The 18,525-nt window shown below is 42.9% G+C and carries 19 protein-coding genes; 7 read left to right on the forward strand and 12 right to left on the reverse strand.

The features are described from left to right. Complete coding sequence (gene npr, locus PR834_RS07225; protein WP_004258320.1) at positions 1-273, forward strand: PTS phosphocarrier protein NPr; 273 nt, start codon at positions 1-3, stop codon at positions 271-273. Positions 274-507: 234 nt separating this feature from the next. Further along, a complete protein-coding gene (gene rnk, locus PR834_RS07230; protein WP_004908251.1) occupies positions 508-918 on the forward strand; it encodes a nucleoside diphosphate kinase regulator in 411 nt (136 codons plus the stop codon). 133 nt (positions 919-1,051) lie between these two features. Here the strand turns inward: rnk and pmbA are convergent, their stop codons facing one another. Further along, a complete protein-coding gene (gene pmbA / locus PR834_RS07235; protein WP_004258326.1) occupies positions 1,052-2,392 on the reverse strand; it encodes a metalloprotease PmbA in 1,341 nt (446 codons plus the stop codon). Between the two features lie 185 nt (positions 2,393-2,577). Here pmbA and yjgA point away from each other — a divergent pair, with 185 nt between their 5' ends. From yjgA to PR834_RS07250, 3 genes are all read left to right on the forward strand, one after another. Further along, the gene (gene yjgA, locus PR834_RS07240) at positions 2,578-3,123 is read left to right on the forward strand and encodes a ribosome biogenesis factor YjgA (RefSeq protein WP_004258329.1); all 546 of its coding nucleotides are present in this window, start codon (positions 2,578-2,580) and stop codon (positions 3,121-3,123) included. 173 nt (positions 3,124-3,296) lie between these two features. After that, on the forward strand, positions 3,297-3,530 hold the full coding sequence (locus tag PR834_RS07245) for a hypothetical protein (protein ID WP_094961512.1): 234 nt from the start codon (positions 3,297-3,299) through the stop codon (positions 3,528-3,530). Next, positions 3,527-3,856: a low molecular weight protein tyrosine phosphatase family protein gene (locus PR834_RS07250; RefSeq protein WP_004258336.1), complete on the forward strand. Its 330-nt coding sequence runs from the start codon at positions 3,527-3,529 to the stop codon at positions 3,854-3,856. Before PR834_RS07245 ends, PR834_RS07250 begins: the two co-directional genes overlap by 4 nt. Here the strand turns inward: PR834_RS07250 and PR834_RS07255 are convergent. From PR834_RS07255 to PR834_RS07305, 11 genes are all read right to left on the reverse strand, one after another. Next, entirely contained in the window at positions 3,853-4,440 is a 588-nt protein-coding gene (locus tag PR834_RS07255) for an RBBP9/YdeN family alpha/beta hydrolase (protein WP_196725313.1), read from the reverse strand. The genes PR834_RS07250 and PR834_RS07255 overlap by 4 nt on opposite strands. Positions 4,441-4,500: 60 nt before the next feature. After that, positions 4,501-4,788, reverse strand: coding sequence for a barstar family protein (locus PR834_RS07260; protein WP_004258345.1), 288 nt, complete (start codon positions 4,786-4,788; stop codon positions 4,501-4,503). 13 nt (positions 4,789-4,801) lie between these two features. Next, positions 4,802-5,290: a ribonuclease domain-containing protein gene (locus PR834_RS07265; RefSeq protein ID WP_004258351.1), complete on the reverse strand. Its 489-nt coding sequence runs from the start codon at positions 5,288-5,290 to the stop codon at positions 4,802-4,804. A gap of 109 nt (positions 5,291-5,399) precedes the next feature. Then, positions 5,400-6,845: a metalloprotease TldD gene (gene tldD / locus PR834_RS07270; RefSeq protein ID WP_110591211.1), complete on the reverse strand. Its 1,446-nt coding sequence runs from the start codon at positions 6,843-6,845 to the stop codon at positions 5,400-5,402. 5 nt (positions 6,846-6,850) lie between these two features. Further along, positions 6,851-7,702, reverse strand: a complete 852-nt coding sequence (gene nit1 / locus PR834_RS07275; protein WP_004258360.1) for a deaminated glutathione amidase — start codon at positions 7,700-7,702, stop codon at positions 6,851-6,853. Next, a complete protein-coding gene (gene yhdP, locus PR834_RS07280; protein WP_272525406.1) occupies positions 7,702-11,493 on the reverse strand; it encodes an AsmA2 domain-containing protein YhdP in 3,792 nt (1,263 codons plus the stop codon). The genes nit1 and yhdP overlap by 1 nt, the downstream gene beginning before the upstream one ends. A gap of 12 nt (positions 11,494-11,505) precedes the next feature. Beyond that, entirely contained in the window at positions 11,506-12,975 is a 1,470-nt protein-coding gene (gene rng, locus PR834_RS07285) for a ribonuclease G (RefSeq protein ID WP_004258373.1), read from the reverse strand. After that, complete coding sequence (locus PR834_RS07290; protein ID WP_096864402.1) at positions 12,972-13,559, reverse strand: Maf family protein; 588 nt, start codon at positions 13,557-13,559, stop codon at positions 12,972-12,974. The genes rng and PR834_RS07290 overlap by 4 nt, the downstream gene beginning before the upstream one ends. Before the next feature lie 35 nt (positions 13,560-13,594). Continuing rightward, complete coding sequence (mreD, locus tag PR834_RS07295; protein ID WP_004258382.1) at positions 13,595-14,083, reverse strand: rod shape-determining protein MreD; 489 nt, start codon at positions 14,081-14,083, stop codon at positions 13,595-13,597. A gap of 44 nt (positions 14,084-14,127) precedes the next feature. After that, entirely contained in the window at positions 14,128-15,096 is a 969-nt protein-coding gene (mreC, locus tag PR834_RS07300; protein WP_004258388.1) for a rod shape-determining protein MreC, read from the reverse strand. Positions 15,097-15,180: 84 nt separating this feature from the next. Continuing rightward, positions 15,181-16,224, reverse strand: coding sequence for a rod shape-determining protein (locus tag PR834_RS07305; protein ID WP_004908213.1), 1,044 nt, complete (start codon positions 16,222-16,224; stop codon positions 15,181-15,183). Positions 16,225-16,827: 603 nt separating this feature from the next. Between PR834_RS07305 and acuI the strand changes: the two genes are divergently transcribed. Both acuI and aroQ read left to right on the forward strand, forming a co-directional pair. After that, the gene (gene acuI / locus PR834_RS07310) at positions 16,828-17,808 is read left to right on the forward strand and encodes an acrylyl-CoA reductase (NADPH) (RefSeq protein WP_094961507.1); all 981 of its coding nucleotides are present in this window, start codon (positions 16,828-16,830) and stop codon (positions 17,806-17,808) included. 235 nt (positions 17,809-18,043) lie between these two features. Then, positions 18,044-18,508: a type II 3-dehydroquinate dehydratase gene (gene aroQ / locus PR834_RS07315; protein ID WP_004258402.1), complete on the forward strand. Its 465-nt coding sequence runs from the start codon at positions 18,044-18,046 to the stop codon at positions 18,506-18,508. Positions 18,509-18,525 lie beyond the last annotated feature (17 nt).

Genomic DNA, 18,525 nt, shown 5'->3' on the forward strand with positions numbered 1-18,525 from the left:
ATGACAGTAAAAGCCACAATAACGCTCAAAAATCGGCTTGGAATGCATGCAAGGCCTGCTATGTTACTCTATGATTTAGTTAAACAATTTAACTCAAGAGTTATTTTGCGTAATAATAATCAAATTGAGGCTGAGGCCGATAGCGTTATTGCGATGTTGATGTTAGACTCAGAACAAGGCAGTAAGATTGATATCGAAGTTAGCGGCCCAGATGAAAACCAGGCCTTGTCCGCAATTATCAACCTATTCGAAAACAGGTTTGATGAAGAATAGCTGATATAACCGATGGAACGTGGCTGTAGCTAATAAAAAATAGCTGAGTTTCAAGCTAGCTACTGATAATATCAATCAGTAGATTTTTATCTAGGCAGGCTTAGAGATCGTGATCATGATCTCTTCCCTTTAAAGCGTATAGCGCCTAATATTTTAAACAAACTTATTTCTAGCGACACCCCCTACCTTATGGGTGGGGGGTGTTTGCTTTGTATGTCTCTATTGGAGTGTGGTATGACAAAGCCAACAATTATTATCAATGATTTAGATGCTGAACGTTTAGATGCACTGATGGAACAGCCGGCTTATGCGGGCACACCAGTTGCCGAAGCGCTCAATGATGAACTTGACCGTGCAGATATCTTAAGCCCGCAAGAGATCCCTGCGGATGTGGTCACGATGAACAGTACCGTTCGCTTTTTGGATTTAATCAGCAACGAAGAACGCACACGCACCTTAGTTTACCCTGCGTCCCTGAAAGATAGTGCAGAGCAGCTGTCTGTTATGGCACCGATTGGGGCAGCTTTGTTGGGATTGCATGTAAACGATGAAATCAGCTGGGAACTGCCAAACGGTGTTCAAACGCGTGTTCGCGTACTGGAAATCGTTTATCAGCCAGAAGCGGCTGGTGAGTTCCACCGTTAATAACGATAACGGCTGAATTAAGGAAGGCTTAGCGAAAAAAGTTTTATTTAAAAAACTCAGGTAAGTCCTCTGACATATTCAGGCACTCAATTGAGTGCCTTTTTTGTTGCCTTTAAATGGGCAGAGTAGAAACCTACTCCCCGGCAATACTCATTTCTGGGATCAGTACCGAACCACACTGAATATTACTGCGAGTTTCAATATCATCAGCGATAGTAACCATATTCGCCCACATCTCTTTTAGGTTACCAGCAATGGTAATCTCACTCACAGGATACTGAATTTCACCGTTTTCGACCCAAAAACCTGAAGCCCCACGAGAGTAATCACCAGTGATACCACTAACCCCTTGTCCCATTAATTCAGTAACGACTAGCCCTGTTCCCATTTGTTTCAGCAATGCTTCGAATGAAAGCCCTTGCCCTGCAATACGCCAGTTATGGATGCCTCCAGCATGCCCAGTACTTTGTAAACCCAATTTTCTTGCAGAATAGCTGGTCATTAACCACGTTTGCAAAACGCCATTTTCGACAATATTGCGCTCACAAGTGCGTACGCCTTCGCTATCAAAAGGTGATGACGCCAACCCGCCCATTAAATGGGGTTGCTCATTGATAGTTAGCCAGCTTGGTAAAATTTGCTTTCCTAAGCTATCGAGTAAGAAAGAAGATTTACGGTAAATACTGCTGCCACTAATGGCACCAACTAAGTGACCAAATAAGCCTGTTGCCACTTCTGCTGCAAAAATAACAGGGGCTTTCATTGTCGGTAATTTACGTGGCGATAAACGAGACAAAGTACGACGAGCACACTCCTGCCCAACCCACTCAGGCGACTGTAATGCCCCTAAGCTACGGCCAATCGTATAAGCGTAATCACGCTCCATTTCACCATTTTGCTCAGCAATCACACAACTTGACATCGAATAGCGGCTTGAACAATAGCTTTGCAGCATGCCATGGGAGTTACCAAATACACGAACCCCGTAGTGCCCATTAAAGCTACCGCCTTCCGTATTCACAATGCGGGAGTCTGCATTTAATGCTGACATTTCCGCAATCGACGCTAAGCGGATCGCCTCTTCAGGAGAAAGTTCGCTCGCTTGAAACAAATTGAGGTCTGGTGCTTCAAAAGCCAGCAAAGATTTGTCTGCCGGCCCTGCACACGGGTCTTCTGAGGTATAGTTAGCAATATCAATTGCCGCCTGAACAGTCCGTTCAATAGCTTCAGGGCTTAAATCTGTTGAAGACGCACTGCCTTTACGTTGTTGATAATAAACAGTGATCCCTAGCGCTCCATCACTGTTAAACTCAACATTTTCGACTTCCCCTTGGCGGGTACTTACACTAATCCCAGTGCTTTTGTTTACTGCGACTTCCGCAGCATCACAACGTGTTTTAGCAAATTCTAATGCGTGCGCGACGGCTTCTTCGAGTTTTTTACGTTGTTCGGTGACTTGTTCAGTTACACTCATGCTTTAGTCCAATCAATAATGTGGGGGAAACGTGATTTTCTGCCCTAACAAGCAAATGCTAGGTAGTCATAGAGGGGTTTTCCCAGTTACAATATATAATAGATGAATGTTAACACTCACAACACAGTAAATCATATTAATTACGCGTAATTAAACCACTGTGTTCGGTAAAAAGGAAAATCGATATGGCCAAACAGCCTGATGACTGGCTGGATGATATCCCAGCGCCGCAAGACGAAGAAGACGAGGAAATCATTTGGGTCAGTAAAAGCGAAATTAAACGCGATGCTGAGATCCTCAAAAAGTTAGGGGCTGAGCTCGTTGATTTAAGTAAAAGTGAATTAGAACGCATCCCGTTAGATACTCAATTACTTGAAGCCATTGAACTTGCCCAAAAAATCAAACGTGAAGGCCGTCGCCGCCAATTGCAATTGATTGGTAAGTTATTACGTTCACGTGAGGTTGAGCCCATTACTGAGGCTCTGGACAAGCTTAAAAACCGCCACAACCAGCAAGTGGTAATTTTACATAAACTGGAAGACTTACGTACCCGTTTATTAGATGGCGGTGATGAAGTCATTGAAGACGTGGTTGCCCTGTTCCCACAAACAGACAGGCAACAACTGCGTGCATTAGTCCGTAATGCAAAAAAAGAGCGTGAAGGCAACAAACCGCCGAAAGCTTATCGCCAAATCTTTCAATATTTGAAAGATCTCTCTGAAATGGCTTAATGAATTATCCCCTATGCTACGGCTAGGGGATTTTTCTTTGTAAATTAAGCAATAATCTGAAAAAGCCAGAAGCGTGTTGATAGCGCTGCCGAAACAACCTATCATGCCATTGTTAGACATACTCTGACCCGTATTATCGCGGCTGCTGAACCCCGATAAATAATGAGGAAGATATGGATAATACCCGAAATAGAGCATGGCGCAGAGCCAAAGCTCGAATCAATAAATCCCGTGATCAACTAAATTCACGACTAGTTGACTGCTATACACCTGAAAAAAACTGGAAACAAATGTACGGCCGTAGCGAAAAAATGATCCGTGCAGCCCAATTAGGTATGGCATACCCGCAAGTAAGTAATATACAGCTTGCCCGTATTAGCCTTGAAGAGATACACAACAACTCGTGAATATTTTATTCATTTGCAGTAAAAACCAATGGCGTAGTCCAACCGCTGAACAGATCTGGCGCAACCATGAAAGTTGGGTCACCCGTTCAGCGGGAACGAGCCGCAATGCGAAGCGCCCTGTTAATGCGGATTTAATCCGCTGGGCAGATGTAATTTTTGTGATGGAGCAAAAACATAAAAACCGCTTAAAAGCAGATTTCCCCCGCCTTTTGGAATACAAACCGCTTCATGTTTTGGATATTCCTGATGATTACCCATATATGGACCCAGAGTTGATTGAAATACTCAAAACCAGTGTGCCTAGTATTCTTACCAACCATAACTAGCTAAAATGCGTTTTGATCGTATCAAGTAGTGTTTTGAACTCAGTATAGCCTTCTCTATCAAGGAAATGCCCAGCAGATTCCTCAATAATAACCTGTGTTTTTAAGGCCTCTGCCAATGCTTTCGAAGACCCCGGCGACACAATTTCATCATTGGTTGATATAATCGATATTCGATTATTTGCCACTTTTATGAGTTCGTCATAATTCAATGGTTCAACGGTGTGAGGCTGTAATTCAGGCAATGTAGGCTGTTCTTCGTCAAACCCTGATACCAATACATAACCTGCCACCGATTGCCCTGCATGTTGAAGAAAGCGCAATGCAGTAACGCAACCTAAGCTATGGCCAATCAAAATCGTATTTTCATCAATATCAAAAGGTAAATGCTGCAAGCGCTGCTGCCATCTTTCAGGGTTGGGGGTTAAAGAGTCAGGCATGGTGGGGACGTTAACAAAAGCGCCTAAGGCTTCAAGCTCTGATTTCAACCATGGAAACCAATTTTTTTCAGGGGATGCCGTGTAACCATGAACAATAAGAAATTTTTTTTCTTTTAGTGGAAATGCAGTGCAAGTAACGTTATTCATCCTAAAGACCCCTATCAGCTCAGTTATCTTATTTAGACTTTACCATGAGTGATAGGAATATTAGTTAGAGCTTTTTGTTATATCTAAAGCAAAAATAAACTCTTCTTCCCACATGTCTTGTGCGTCATTCATCACATCAATAACATCTGCGAATTTTATACGCTGTTCCGCGCTCATATGTGAAAACGTGATGGTTACAGGTAACTCAATGCCTGCGGAAACCATGTCCCACAAAGCATCAAGATTATGACCAAACCAATCAGGAAGGGAAAATTGTTGAGCAAATTGGTCATAAAAATCATTCAATGAGTTTATCTGCCTGAAATCAAAGCTCACCTGTTTGCTCATCACGGTATTTCCTTTAGTTGACTTGTGTAAAGCTCTTATAATGGTCATGAGTCACAAAGATCATCCCATCTGATGAGTATAGCAAACGGTCCGCCCCGCGATGGCCACAGCGATAATTAATGTCTGCTTCAAACCATTGGCGTCCTTGTGCAATGGGTAAACTTTTCTCACGGTTAGAAAAACGGTCGCCGCCAATCGCTCTTCCAGGTAACACATCGCAAAGATTACCTTTTTTCGCATCCCATCCGGCTTCACGGGCTTGTTTTTTCGTCATATAGAAAGCGGGAAGTTTTTGATATTTTTCCATAAAACTAACCACGTTATCTTGTGCAGTCAGCTTATCAATCGGTTGTGGTGTTTCTTTTGGCGTTATCGCTTCACGAGAAGGTGGATTGCTTTGATTAACGGATGGTTCAGATGGTGTTTTATCTCCACCATTAAAATAAAGGCTAATCACAATCAAAATAGCCATCAATACGACGGGTAAAAAACGTTTATTCATAACACCTCAGTTGTTTTGTGCTTTGCAGGCACACAATCGCCCCAGTCACAACATCGACAAGAAGTTGTTACAAGGGCGAGCAGAGCCTAGTTTATATCGCCAAGAACGATTATGCGGTACCGCCAACAGTCAGTTTGTCCAGTTTTAATGTAGGTTGGCCTACACCAACAGGGACACTTTGGCCTTCTTTGCCACAAACACCAACGCCTTTATCTAGCGCTAAGTCATTACCAACCATTGAAATCTGCTGCATAGCTTCAACACCCGAGCCAATTAACGTCGCTCCCTTCACAGGAGAAGTAATCTTACCTTTTTCAATCAGGTAAGCTTCTGATGTTGAAAATACAAATTTACCTGAGGTGATATCTACCTGACCACCACCAAAGTTTGGTGCATAAATGCCTTTATCCACACTCGCAATAATTTCTTCTGGCGTTGATGTACCTGCTAACATGTAGGTATTGGTCATACGCGGCATAGGTAAGTGCGCATAAGATTCACGACGTGCATTACCTGTTGGAGCAACTCCCATCAGGCGTGCATTCAGTTTATCTTGAATATAATTACGTAAAATACCATTTTCTATTAGGACGTTATACTGCCCAGGTACCCCTTCGTCATCAATGGCGAGAGAGCCTCGACGGCCCGCTATCGTGCCATCATCCACCACAGTGCACAGTGGTGATGCCACTTGTTCGCCTATTTGACCTGAAAAAACAGAGGTGCCGCGACGGTTAAAGTCACCTTCTAAACCATGGCCTACCGCTTCATGCAATAGAACCCCTGGCCAACCAGCACCCAGCACAACCGGCATCATTCCAGCAGGCGCTGCGATCGCAGACAAGTTCACCAGCGCCATACGCACCGCTTCACGTGCATATTGCTCAGCAACCACTTGCCCTTGATGAATTTCCAAGAAATATTCGTAACCATAACGGCCACCACCGCCACTTGCACCGCGTTCGCGCTTACCGTCATGTTCCACCAGCACGCTGACCGACAAACGCACTAACGGACGAACATCTGCCGCCAAAGTGCCATCTGTTGCGGCGACTAGCACTTGTTCATAAACACCCGTTAAACTGGCATTGACTTCGATAACACGTGGGTCTTCTGCGCGTGCAACTTGGTCAACACGGTGCAGCAAATCAATTTTTTGTTCCCGCGATAAGCTTTGCAGTGGATCTGCTGCTGAATACAGTTTTTTATATTCAACATTAGTTAAAATTTGTGATTTACCAGAGCCTTGCTCATTCACAATACTGCGTGCTGCGGTCGCACTTTGTGTCAGCGCATGTAGCGAAATTTGGTCTGCGTAAGCAAAACCGGTTTTTTCACCACTGACTGCTCTCACACCAACACCTTGGTCGATATTGTAAGAGCCATCTTTGATGATCCTATCTTCAAGCACCCATGATTCATGGAAGCTCGATTGAAAGAACAGATCCGCATAATCCAGATGGCGCTCAGATAACAAACCTAAAATGTCATACAGATTTTCTTGCCCAAGGCGGTTGGCGGCCAGCAAATGTTCGCTGACAGAAACTAAACTCATATTCGTTACTCTTTGGTTTCTTTTTTAATCAAGGATGTCAATTGCGGTCTAAAGCGGTTATGTTTCACCACTTTGATTTGCTCTCGCATGACACTCAAGCTGTCCGTTTTAATATTCAGTACCGTAGACGCGACTGCATCCACGTTCTTTTTCATCACTTTACCCCACCCATCAACCGCAAGGCTGTGCCCCCATGTGCGACGTGTGCCGTGCACACCGACTTGAGCAGGCGCTAAAATATAGCATTGGTTTTCTATCGCACGGGCACGTAATAACGGCTCCCAATGTGCTTGCCCGGTGTAACGAGTAAATGCTGCTGGTACAGAGATAATTTCTGCGCCTTGTTCACGTAATGCTTGGAATAAACCAGGAAAACGTAAATCATAGCAAATTGTCATACCAAGACGACCAACGGGTGTATCAACGACAGTGATATGTTCACCGCGTTGATAAATCACAGACTCGTTATAAGTGCCTTGCTCGTCTTCGATATTGACATCAAACATATGAATTTTATCGTAGCGAGCTTTAATATTTCCTTCGGAATCAAATAATAAGCTACTACTTGTAATACGCTCAGGATCTTCACGGCTAATCATTGGCATTGAGCCAATTAAAATCCAAACATGATAACGTTTGGCCATTTCGCTGATCGCACTTTGCAAAGGGCCTTTTCCTTGCTCTTCCGCTTGTTTACGATAAGTCGCCGCATCCGCAAATAACAATGCATTTTCAGGGGTCAGTACTAATTCAACAGTCTCTGGTAACTGTTTGATCTGTTGTTCGATTTGCGCCAAATTGTGTTTAGTATTATTTCCGCTACATAACTGCAAAAGTGCAACGTTGCCATTTTTCATTACTCTTGAGTCTCCTTCAGTTGACGTAATACTTCATCAATTTTCGGCTCGTCCAAACTACCTGTTACTCGGTAACGAATAACGGAAACTTTACTCCATAGTGGGCCGAGCACTTTCGTTGCCGCAAATACGGCAGCGCCTGCAAATGGGTTTACTACAAACGCGGTTGCTACTCCTACTGTAGCAGATATTTCCGGTGTAATGACGGCTTCAACATTAATTTGGCGTTTAACAAGGTCAATTTGGCCATTAAAAGCGATATCGGCAACTAAACCATCAACATAGGTATTTTTCGAAACCAGTACACCATTTTTAATGGTCGCATCCCCTTTAATGGAGTCAAAATCAAAGTCATCACTAAATGTATCGCTAAAATCAAATCGTAGTTTACGCAACAGGGCATCAAAACTGACTAGACGCAATATTTGCCCTGCACGACCACCGCCCATTTGTGCAATCGCTCCTTTGCCCAATTTTGCAGACATTTTACCATTTAAAGAGGCGATATCTGGTGACCAAGGCAAATTAGCCCAATTTAAATCAAATTCAATAGTATAAGGTGATTGGATAATGGGAACCAATATACCAAAATACGCCGCCGTTTCGTCAAAAGCTTCACCGGTTAATGAACCTGCAATTTGTGTTTTATTGCCTTTTTCGCTGTTCCAAATAGCATCTAACTTTAATTTCGTGACGCTGTTATCTAGCGTGCCATCTGTCAGTTGCAATAAAGTGCCTTTAGGTTGGATATTAGCGCTAATTTCCCCCAATTTCTGCCCAGCGACCCAACACTCTTTACAGTGAAACTGGAACCGCGGCCATTGGCTAAAATCGATTTGTGTCGTAGCAAGGTCATTGATTTGAGTACTAGAGGATTCACTAGGGTTGTAATACAAATAATCAATGGCGACCTGCCAAGGCTGTGAAGCAAAGATTTGTAACGAACCTTTTAAGTTTTCACTATTGATACTGACTAATTGCTCAGCCCGTTGTAAGTCATAGGAAAAATTTACTGCATTCCATTGCTGCCCAGCGAGGTAGATTGATGGAATATTGACCTCAAGCATATCAGGTAAACCAATATTCATCCCCCCTTCGCGGCTATGGGATGACACTAGCAACCCGGCTAATTTCTCCCAGTTCATATCGGTAATAGGTGGCAAATCAACAACAAAAGTTGCATTTTTAGGTAATTCAGGAATACCATCACGCCATTGAGCAACATGGGCTTTTAATAAGCTTAAAGGCTTACTACTCAGCCCCCATTGAGTATTAAAACCAATGCGCTTACCGATATCACCACCAACCACCAACTGTTCTGTTGTTCCTTTAGCCTGAACATTAATTTGCCCAAGTTCGGCTAATAGAGCGTTATCAATAGCGGGTAGCTGGCTTTTCAGTTGTTTTAGCCCTGCGCTAACGTCTATTTGTAAGCCAACAGGTTCTTTTGCTGTATTCGGAATAGTGATCGCAACTTGGCTTTTCCAGTTAGTGGTTCCTGACACCTTTTGCTTAATCTCAGCAGGCAACATTGCCAACTTATTCACCGCCCAGTTTCCGCTAACATTCACATCCACTAAATAATTTTTTGCTTGATCTGTAGTGGTGAAATCAACAGTAATGGGCTGTTCAAACCAATGGCCTTGCAAGTTTTCACCGCGTAAATCTCCATTGTTAAACTCAAAACTGCCCGTTAAAGCGGAAATAGTGCTATCAATTGGCTGAATGTATAAATCATTTTTATTGAGATTAACTTTCCCTTTGGCAAAAACATCTTTACCCGCCACCAATGGAATAGATAACCCTAATTGGCCATTAACAGTCCCCCCAATTTGTAACTCTTCAAGCGTATCGCCAATTGAGTGGTTCATCGGGGTATGCACAAAATATTGCTGGATTTGTTTTCCAGTTCCACTGATGTCTGCATTGATATACAGCATTTCTTTAGTGTAATCAGGGATGTTCGCATCAAGGTTGGTTGCTGTGGCATCCGCTAATTTCACGCTTGGCGCATGCATATATAACCCTGCACGCCTAAAGTCTAAGTCCATATCTAAGTTCAATAACGCAGGCCATTCACTGTCATATTCGAATGTTGCATCACGCAAAGGGACATAAACTTGGAATTGCCCATCATTGTTATCATAGGGGAAATGAGCAGGGTCGCCTTTATAGACTAAAGTCGCATTATCTACACTACCGGCAATAATCGCTTTCGTCAGGTAATCGGCCACATCTTGGCCCATTAATTTTTGTGGGAAATAACGCCATGCATCCCCTGCATCATCTAAACGGATTCCGGCAAGAATGGCGAGATCGGCATAATTTCCTTTTTTCGCTTTTGCGTAACGAAACTCACCATTTGCCCAAAGAGACTGAGCTTGTAGCTCTAATGATGGGCTCCACAATTTAAATTCACTGGCATTATTGACCCAATGGAACTGACCTGTTGCCGTTTTTATCGAGAAAGGCGCTTTAAATTCATCACGATAGTCAACTTCACTATCTTGTAAGCTAACGGTGGCGCTACCACTTTGCATCCCACCGATTAAAACACCTGAAAAGTGATTAACTGAAGGCAGCTCCTTCCATTTTTTCCAGCTAACATTTTGCCAGTCCATGTTGATTTGTACGTTTTCAGGCATATTTTGCGTGATATCAAGCGCAAATTCACTCACTACACCAGTTGGTTGGCGATGTTGCCAATCCTGTACCATTTCAGGCGTTAAAAAGGAAAAAGTGGGTAAAATTTCACTTAAACGTTCAAGTTCAATATCTTTTGCACGGATGCGCCAATGGTCATTATCTTGGTATTTTTTGCTGGCAGGCAAATACAATACAGAGGCGCTCCCTCGTGGCCAGATAAACTCATTGGTTTTCAAGGTATCAAGCTCAGGAATGTTAAATAACCACCCATTTCCCTGCCTTTTCATTCGCAAAAGCAAATCATTGACTTGCAAGTTTTGCGCTAATTCGCCAGTTCCCCAATTGGCTTCCCCTTGCCGTAATTGAATAAGGCCGCTATCAATCCGGTTATTTTTCAGTGTTACCCAAGAAGACAGGCTAAAATTTGCATCCCGTAATGACGTGTTATCCCGTAGCCAGCGGCTAAGCCATGGCTGCATATCAATATTATCCGCTTGCAAATAAAAAATACCGTCGCTTAACACGCCATTTTTATCTGACACATCAAGCTTTACTTGCAGATAACCATGCTGCTTATTGATGGTTTCAAGACTAACAAAACCTTGAGCGCGATGCCTGTCGTTATCGTTGAGCCAAGAAAGTTCAGGCAAAATCAGCGTCGTTTTTTGTTCTGAAGGTGTGAGGAAGGTTAATTGGCTTTCTTTTAGTACAAAATGGTCAAATTGCCTTAAAAATAGCTCTTCAATACCATCTAAAGACTGCCCTTCCGAGGAATCGCCAAGGCTGAAAGGGACTTTGTGATCGACATTTAACTGGTAAAAGGTTAAGTCACGAAAACGCCAGCGCAGAGAAAATAACGAGCTCCAAATATCTAATTCAACCGTAATAGTATTCGCTGTAATATCGGTAGTTTTATTCTGTAAAACGACATCGGACAACGTCAGTACAGGGCCAAAAGATTGCCAAGCCCCTTCAATTTTACCAATTTGTACCGATACATCGGTCTTTTTTTCAACGTAATCAATCAGATCTTGCCGATAGTTGTCGATATTTGGCAGAAGAAAACGCAGCCCTGACAGCACTAACGCGCACAGCAATAATATAACCGCAGTCGTCACCAGTGCTACACGTGGCAGTCGTCTCACTCAAATCTCCTTTTACATCATTACGACATCAAAACGTTCCTGACTGTAAAGAGGCTCAGTCTGAACTTTAACTTGCTTTCCAACAAAAATTTCAACTTCTGCAAGGGCGTGTGACTCATCCCCTTTAAGGACATCAACCACCGCTTGGGATGCATAAACTAAGAACCTATCTGCATCGATAGTACGGTGAACACGAACTATTTCACGTAAAATTTCATAACATACCGTTTCTACCGATTTAACGGTTCCGCGCCCTTGGCAAGTCGGGCAATCATCACATAATACGTGTTCTAAGCTTTCTCTTGTACGCTTACGCGTCATTTCGACTAAGCCCAGTTGCGAAAAACCATTAATGGTTGTTTTAACTTTATCTTTACTCAATGCCTGCTCTAATGACGCTAATACACGGCGGCGATGTTCCGGGTCAGCCATATCAATAAAATCAATAATAATAATGCCGCCTAAGTTGCGTAAACGCAGTTGCCTTGCTATCGCTTGGGTTGCTTCGATATTGGTATTAAAGATGGTTTCTTCAAGATTACGGTGCCCAACAAATGCGCCCGTATTAATATCAATGGTCGTCATGGCTTCAGTTTGGTCGATAATCAAATAACCACCTGATTTTAGCTCCACTTTTCGGTCCATTGCTCGCTGAATTTCGTTTTCAACGTCAAACAAGTCAAATATCGGCTGATTCCCTTGATAGAGTTCGAGCTTGGCTGTCATTTCTGGCACATACTCTTCGATAAATTCTTGTAATTGAGTATAGGTCAAACGAGAGTCAACACGAATGCGATCAAGGTGAGCGCCGGCAAAATCACGAATAATGCGGTAAGCAAGTGCTAATTCACCATAAATTTTAGTGCGAGTCACATTGCGTTTTTTTCGTTCAATCACTTTTGCCCACAGGCGTTTTAAGAATGCGGCATCCTGTTTAACTTCCTCTTCCCCGACCCCTTCTGCTGCCGTACGAATGATAAAGCCCCCATTTTCATCACAATACTGTGAAACACACTCTTTTAGGCGTTCTCTTTCATCTTCACTTTCAATACGTTGTGAAACTCCCACATGGGAAGCTCCTGGCATAAAGACCAAATAGCGAGAAGGGAGTGTAATATCCGTAGTTAGGCGAGCACCTTTGGTACCAAGGGGGTCTTTAACAACTTGGACGATTAAATCTTGTCCTTGCTTAACGAGCTCCGCAATATCCCTGACATGAAAGTTTTTTTGTTCATCACCCGCAATACATTCCGTATGAGGCATAATGTCAGAAGCATGCAAAAAAGCGGCTTTATCTAGACCAATATCAACAAAGGCCGCCTGCATTCCCGGTAAAACACGGCTCACACGGCCTTTGTAAATATTCCCTACTAGCCCTCTTTTTGCTTCTCGTTCAACATGAATTTCTTGTAATATCCCACCATCAATATAAGCAACGCGCGTTTCAGATGGCGTAATGTTTACTAATAGTTCCGCAGTCATGACTTCCCCTTACCATCACTTAACGCTAAAAATCGCTGAATTAGCTCGTCTGTTTCAACCAGTGGTAAACCAACAACCCCATGGTAGCTGCCATTAATTTTACGTATAAAACGCCCACCAATTCCTTGTATTCCATAAGCGCCTGCCTTATCCATTGGCTCACCAGATTGTATATAGTCCCGTATTTCGATTAAAGATAACTCGCGGAATGTCACATCTGTCACAATTAGTGACTGCATTGTCTGTTGACGGTTGGATAAGGCAATAGCCGTCATGACCTGATGGGTTTTTCCTGATAATGCACTTAGCATCTCTTCTGCGTGCTGATTATCTCGCGGTTTTTCTAAAATTTCCCCTGCGAGAACAACGATTGTATCTGCGCCCAAAACCGGTTGATTATCGGGTGCAATCGCAACACCGGCTAAAGATTTATCTCGTGCAAGACGTTGAACATAGTCTTGAGGCAACTCCCCCTCCTGCCACTGTTCTTCTACCTCTGGACGTAAAACCTCAAAGGTATAATTAAGTTGCTGAACAAGTTCACGTCGACGGGGTGAGCCGGACGCAAGATAAATTAAACACATAAACTGTATTCCCAGTCAGACCGACAACTAACACCCTAACATACTGAAAATTGCCGACGAATTTTACGTAAAAGCAAAAAGAGCCATGGCCATAGAATACCATTCACTAAGCTATTCCAAAATACTTGCGGGTGGAATAATACTTGTGATGATAGAAATTCAGCCCAAAAAACAGCAAGATCTTGAATGATAGTGAGTAACATAATCACCAGAGCTTGCTGCCACAACGCCATATTACGCAACAATTGGTGTTTATAAGAGACGAGATAGCAAATAATGCTAAAAGAAAGAGCATGCACTCCCAGTGCAGAGCCCTGAATGGAATCTACGATAATCCCTAAAATAAAACTCGTACCAACACTCACTCGGTGTGGTAATGCCATCACCCAATAAGTGAGAATCAACAGAAGCCATGATGGCCGGTAAAAACTGAGTTGTTCCGGCCAAGGCATGACTTGTAAAATCAACGCAATAAAAAACGATAACCAAATGATGGCACGGCCATTTCCGCGATACTCATCCATGCTAATTTACTCTCTTGCCCATAACCATACTGTGTTTCCTCTACTTATGGTTGTGACGTCGGAGCCATTGATGGTGGCAATGGAGGCCCCTGAATTTCATTCGGATTAGGTAACACTTGCGGCAATACTTTCATTAATCGTTCATTTGCTGCACGATAAACTTCCGAAGGCTGTAGTGGCGTTTTAGGGTCGCTATCATTTCCCCATAGTAGCAAAAGGTAGCGTAAACGCTGCAATTCGGCACTCGGCTTCGCGCTGATAATAGTATAAGCACGTTGTGTGTCGTGTTTTACGGCAGAGACCACCCCTACAGGATAACCTTCGGGGAAACGCCCTCCTAACCCTGACGTGACAAGGACATCACCAACACGAATATCGGTATTTTCAGGCAACGGTTCTAATTGGATATCATCAGCACATCCGGAACCTGCAGCAATAACACGGACATCATTACGTAATACTTGTACTGGCAGTGCATGGGTAGTGTCGCAAATTAACAGAACACGACTATTAAAGTTACTAACCCCAACCACTTGACCAACTACGCCTTTATCACTAATAACGGGCTGCCCTTCATAAACACCTTCATTGCTGCCCTTGTCTATAACCACTTGGTCACGATATGGCGTATTCGCGCCTGAAATAACTTGAGTGACCATCATGTGTTCATCTTGACGAAGTGGCGAACCAAGTAACTCCCTTAACCGCGCATTTTCCTGCTTAAGTTGTTCTAAAAGCAAGTTGTCCGCTTTTTTCAGTAATAGCTCTTGGCGTAAGGCTTTATTTTCGAATTGCAATTGTTCTCTTGAAGAGAAGCTTTCGGAGATATTATCTAGAAATTGACGTGGGCCATTGGCTAAAAAATAGAATGGGCTAACCGCCGTGTCTAAGTAGTTACGGACTTTATTGAAAGGCTCAAAGCGATGGTCAATCACCACCAGTACAAGTGCAATGATTACCGCAATAAAAATGCGTAGCTGTAGGGATGGACCTCGCCTAAAAATTGGCTTCATGTGTGGCTAAGTTTCACTAATGTCAGAGGAACAAAAAATAGTCAAAACAGTTGGGGACAGCCCCAACTGTTTCTAAAAGGCCATTTAGTCTTCGCTAAACAGGTCGCCACCGTGCATATCAATCATTTCTAACGCTTTACCGCCACCACGAGCGACACAAGTTAGAGGATCTTCAGCAACGATAACTGGGATACCAGTTTCTTCCATCAATAAGCGATCTAAATTACGAAGAAGCGCGCCACCACCGGTTAAGACCATACCGCGCTCTGAGATATCTGAGGCCAATTCAGGAGGACACTGTTCAAGTGCTAGCATGACTGCGCTGACAATTCCTGTAAGCGGTTCTTGCAATGCTTCTAAAATTTCATTGGAGTTCATCTTAAATCCGCGTGGCACACCTTCCGCAAGGTTACGACCGCGAACTTCAATCTCGTAAACTTCATCTGTTGGGAATGCAGAGCCAATTCCATGCTTGATGCGTTCTGCTGTCGCTTCACCTATCAGTGAGCCATAGTTACGACGTACATAGTTAATGATGGACTCATCGAAACGGTCACCACCAATGCGTACAGATGAAGAGTAAACAACGCCATTTAACGAAATAACAGCGACTTCTGTAGTACCACCACCAATATCAACAACCATTGAGCCTGTTGCTTCTGATACAGGTAACCCGGCACCAATTGCTGCGGCCATAGGTTCTTCAATTAAGAAGACTTCCCGTGCGCCCGCACTTAACGCTGACTCACGAATGGCTTTACGTTCAACTTGTGTTGCACCAACAGGGACACAAACAAGGACTCGCGGACTTGGGCGTAAAAAACTGTTGCTATGAACTTGTTTGATGAAGTGTTGCAACATTTTTTCAGTCAGGAAAAAGTCGGCGATAACACCGTCTTTCATTGGCCTGATTGCCGAAATATTACCTGGTGTACGTCCCAGCATCTGCTTCGCTTCACCACCGACAGCAGCAACGCTTTTTGGCGATCCAGAGCGGTCTTGACGAATAGCAACTACAGAGGGTTCATTTAATTTTACGCCTTGTCCTTTGACATAAATAAGGGTATTGGCCGTACCCAAGTCAATAGACAAGTCATTAGAAAACATGCCACGAAATTTTTTAAACATAACGAAAGAGTTATCCTGCAAGCTGGGGACGAATTTAAACCCGTCTACTCTACCAACCACTTGAAGCGGTCTCAAGGCGTTAATGAGCTGCTTCTAAAATATGGTTAATTCATCTATTTTTCACGTACCGTACTGTACATGCTTCTTATCTAAACGAAGCAGATAAAAACCCCAAAAACAGATATTAATTGTATTATTTACCTACAGGATAAAAACACACAAAAAAACACCTATTCTTTGGTTGTTATATACTCCATCTTTTTCTTCCCAGTGTGACAAGTTATTATGGCAACAAGTTCAAATATTATTTAGTTCTTTTTATTATTGCTACACACTGGCTATTTCCAATACAAATTGGGTGAATTCGCTGAGTGTTCGCTCTATTATCTACCAGAAACGCGGCAAATTTATGTCAATATGCAAAATGAATCCGTCAAGATGCGATATTTTGCATGATAAAAGCCTATTTATGCCAGAAAAAAATAAATTTTTACAAATTAATTACAATATTAATAGCTTAAATACTGTTACTACGTCAATGAAATACACTCAAATTTTAGTCATTTTCAAAATACATATTTAATCATTATATAGGAGTGAAAGATGAAAGCTCTCGTCCTACAACAAACTGACGAAAAAATCGTCTCTGGCATTCAACCATTAACTACAGAAATGCTTCCAGCCGGAGATATTATAGTCGATATTTATTGGTCTACACTTAATTATAAAGATGCATTAGCTATTTGTGGAAAAGCGGGCGTTGTTCGCCAATACCCGATGGTACCTGGTATCGATTTTTCAGGTGTGATCCACCACAGTGAAGACCCTCGTTTCCAAGTTGGCCAACATGTACTACTGACTGGATGGGGGGTGGGTGAAACGCATTGGGGCGGGTTAGCCTCTCAAGCAAGAGTCCCCGCAAAGTATTTAACCCCTCTTCCAGAAAATTTGTCCTTAAAACAAGCGATGGTTATTGGCACCGCCGGCTTTACAGCAATGCTTTGCGTAAATGCCCTAGAAGAAGCTGGTGTGACTCCTGATAAAGGCGAAGTCATCGTAAGTGGTGCAAGCGGTGGTGTAGGTAGTACTGCCGTGCAATTACTCTCTTTATTAGGTTATGAGGTTGTCGCGATTTCAGGTCGTGAAGAAAACAGCAGCTACCTGCAAAGTTTAGGTGCCAAGAGGGTATTACCTCGTAGTGATTTCACTCATCCTGCTAAACCATTAGACAAACAGTTGTGGGCGGGTGCGATTGATACAGTAGGTGGTGAATTACTCGCTAATCTTCTTGCGCAAACACACTATAATGGGACTGTTGCCGCCTGCGGCTTAGCGGGTGGCTTCGACTTACCAACCAGTGTCATGCCATTTATTTTACGTAATGTCCGCCTACAAGGTGTAGATTCGGTTTACTACCCTGCCGTAAATCGCCCTAAAGTATGGCAACGACTCGCGGAACTTCTACCTCCGTCTTTCTATGAGCAAGTCAGCAATGAGATTAAATTAGAAGATTCTGTCGAATATGCAAAAAAACTCTTAAAAAATGAAGTGACTGGGCGTACGCTAGTTAACCTGCGAGGTTAGTCACCAATTTATTGCGGTACTTTCGCCTAAATAGGGATTACCGCACATTTTCTAAAATAAATTCGGGTATTTTCTCTGATAAGACCAGTATTTTGCTGCTATATGTCACGAAATAATTATAATGACGAACCTTGTCAGTAGAAAATCCATTTATTTTTATGATAAAAGATGACAAACGCTTAGCATCGCGTTATGTTGTCGGGCTATTGATAATATCGTCGGAGTTAGCAGCATAATGGCAGAAGATATTCACATTTTACTCTTGAATGGGCCAAACCTAAACCTGCTAGGTACACGGGAACCCGATAAATACGGCAACCAAACTCTTGCCGATATCGTATCCAAGCTGGAGTCAGAGGCTAGCCAGTTAGGGGTAAAATTGAGTCATTTTCAGTCAAATGCAGAATTTGAACTAATCGATAAAATTCATGCTGCACGTCATGATGTTGATTTTATTCTCATCAATCCGGCTGCATTCACACATACCAGTGTTGCACTACGTGATGCATTACTCGCGGTGAGTATCCCGTTTATCGAGATCCACTTGTCTAATGTGCACGCTAGGGAATCATTTCGCCAACATTCTTATTTCTCCGATAAAGCAATCGGTGTAATTTGTGGTCTAGGTGCTGATGGTTATAGTTTTGCTTTACAGGCAGCGGTTAACCGTCTGCGCCTAATTAATTCAATCCAAATATAAGAGTACGGAATCATATC

This window comes from Providencia sp. PROV182 (assembly GCF_028480325.1).
Classification (GTDB): domain Bacteria; phylum Pseudomonadota; class Gammaproteobacteria; order Enterobacterales; family Enterobacteriaceae; genus Providencia; species Providencia hangzhouensis.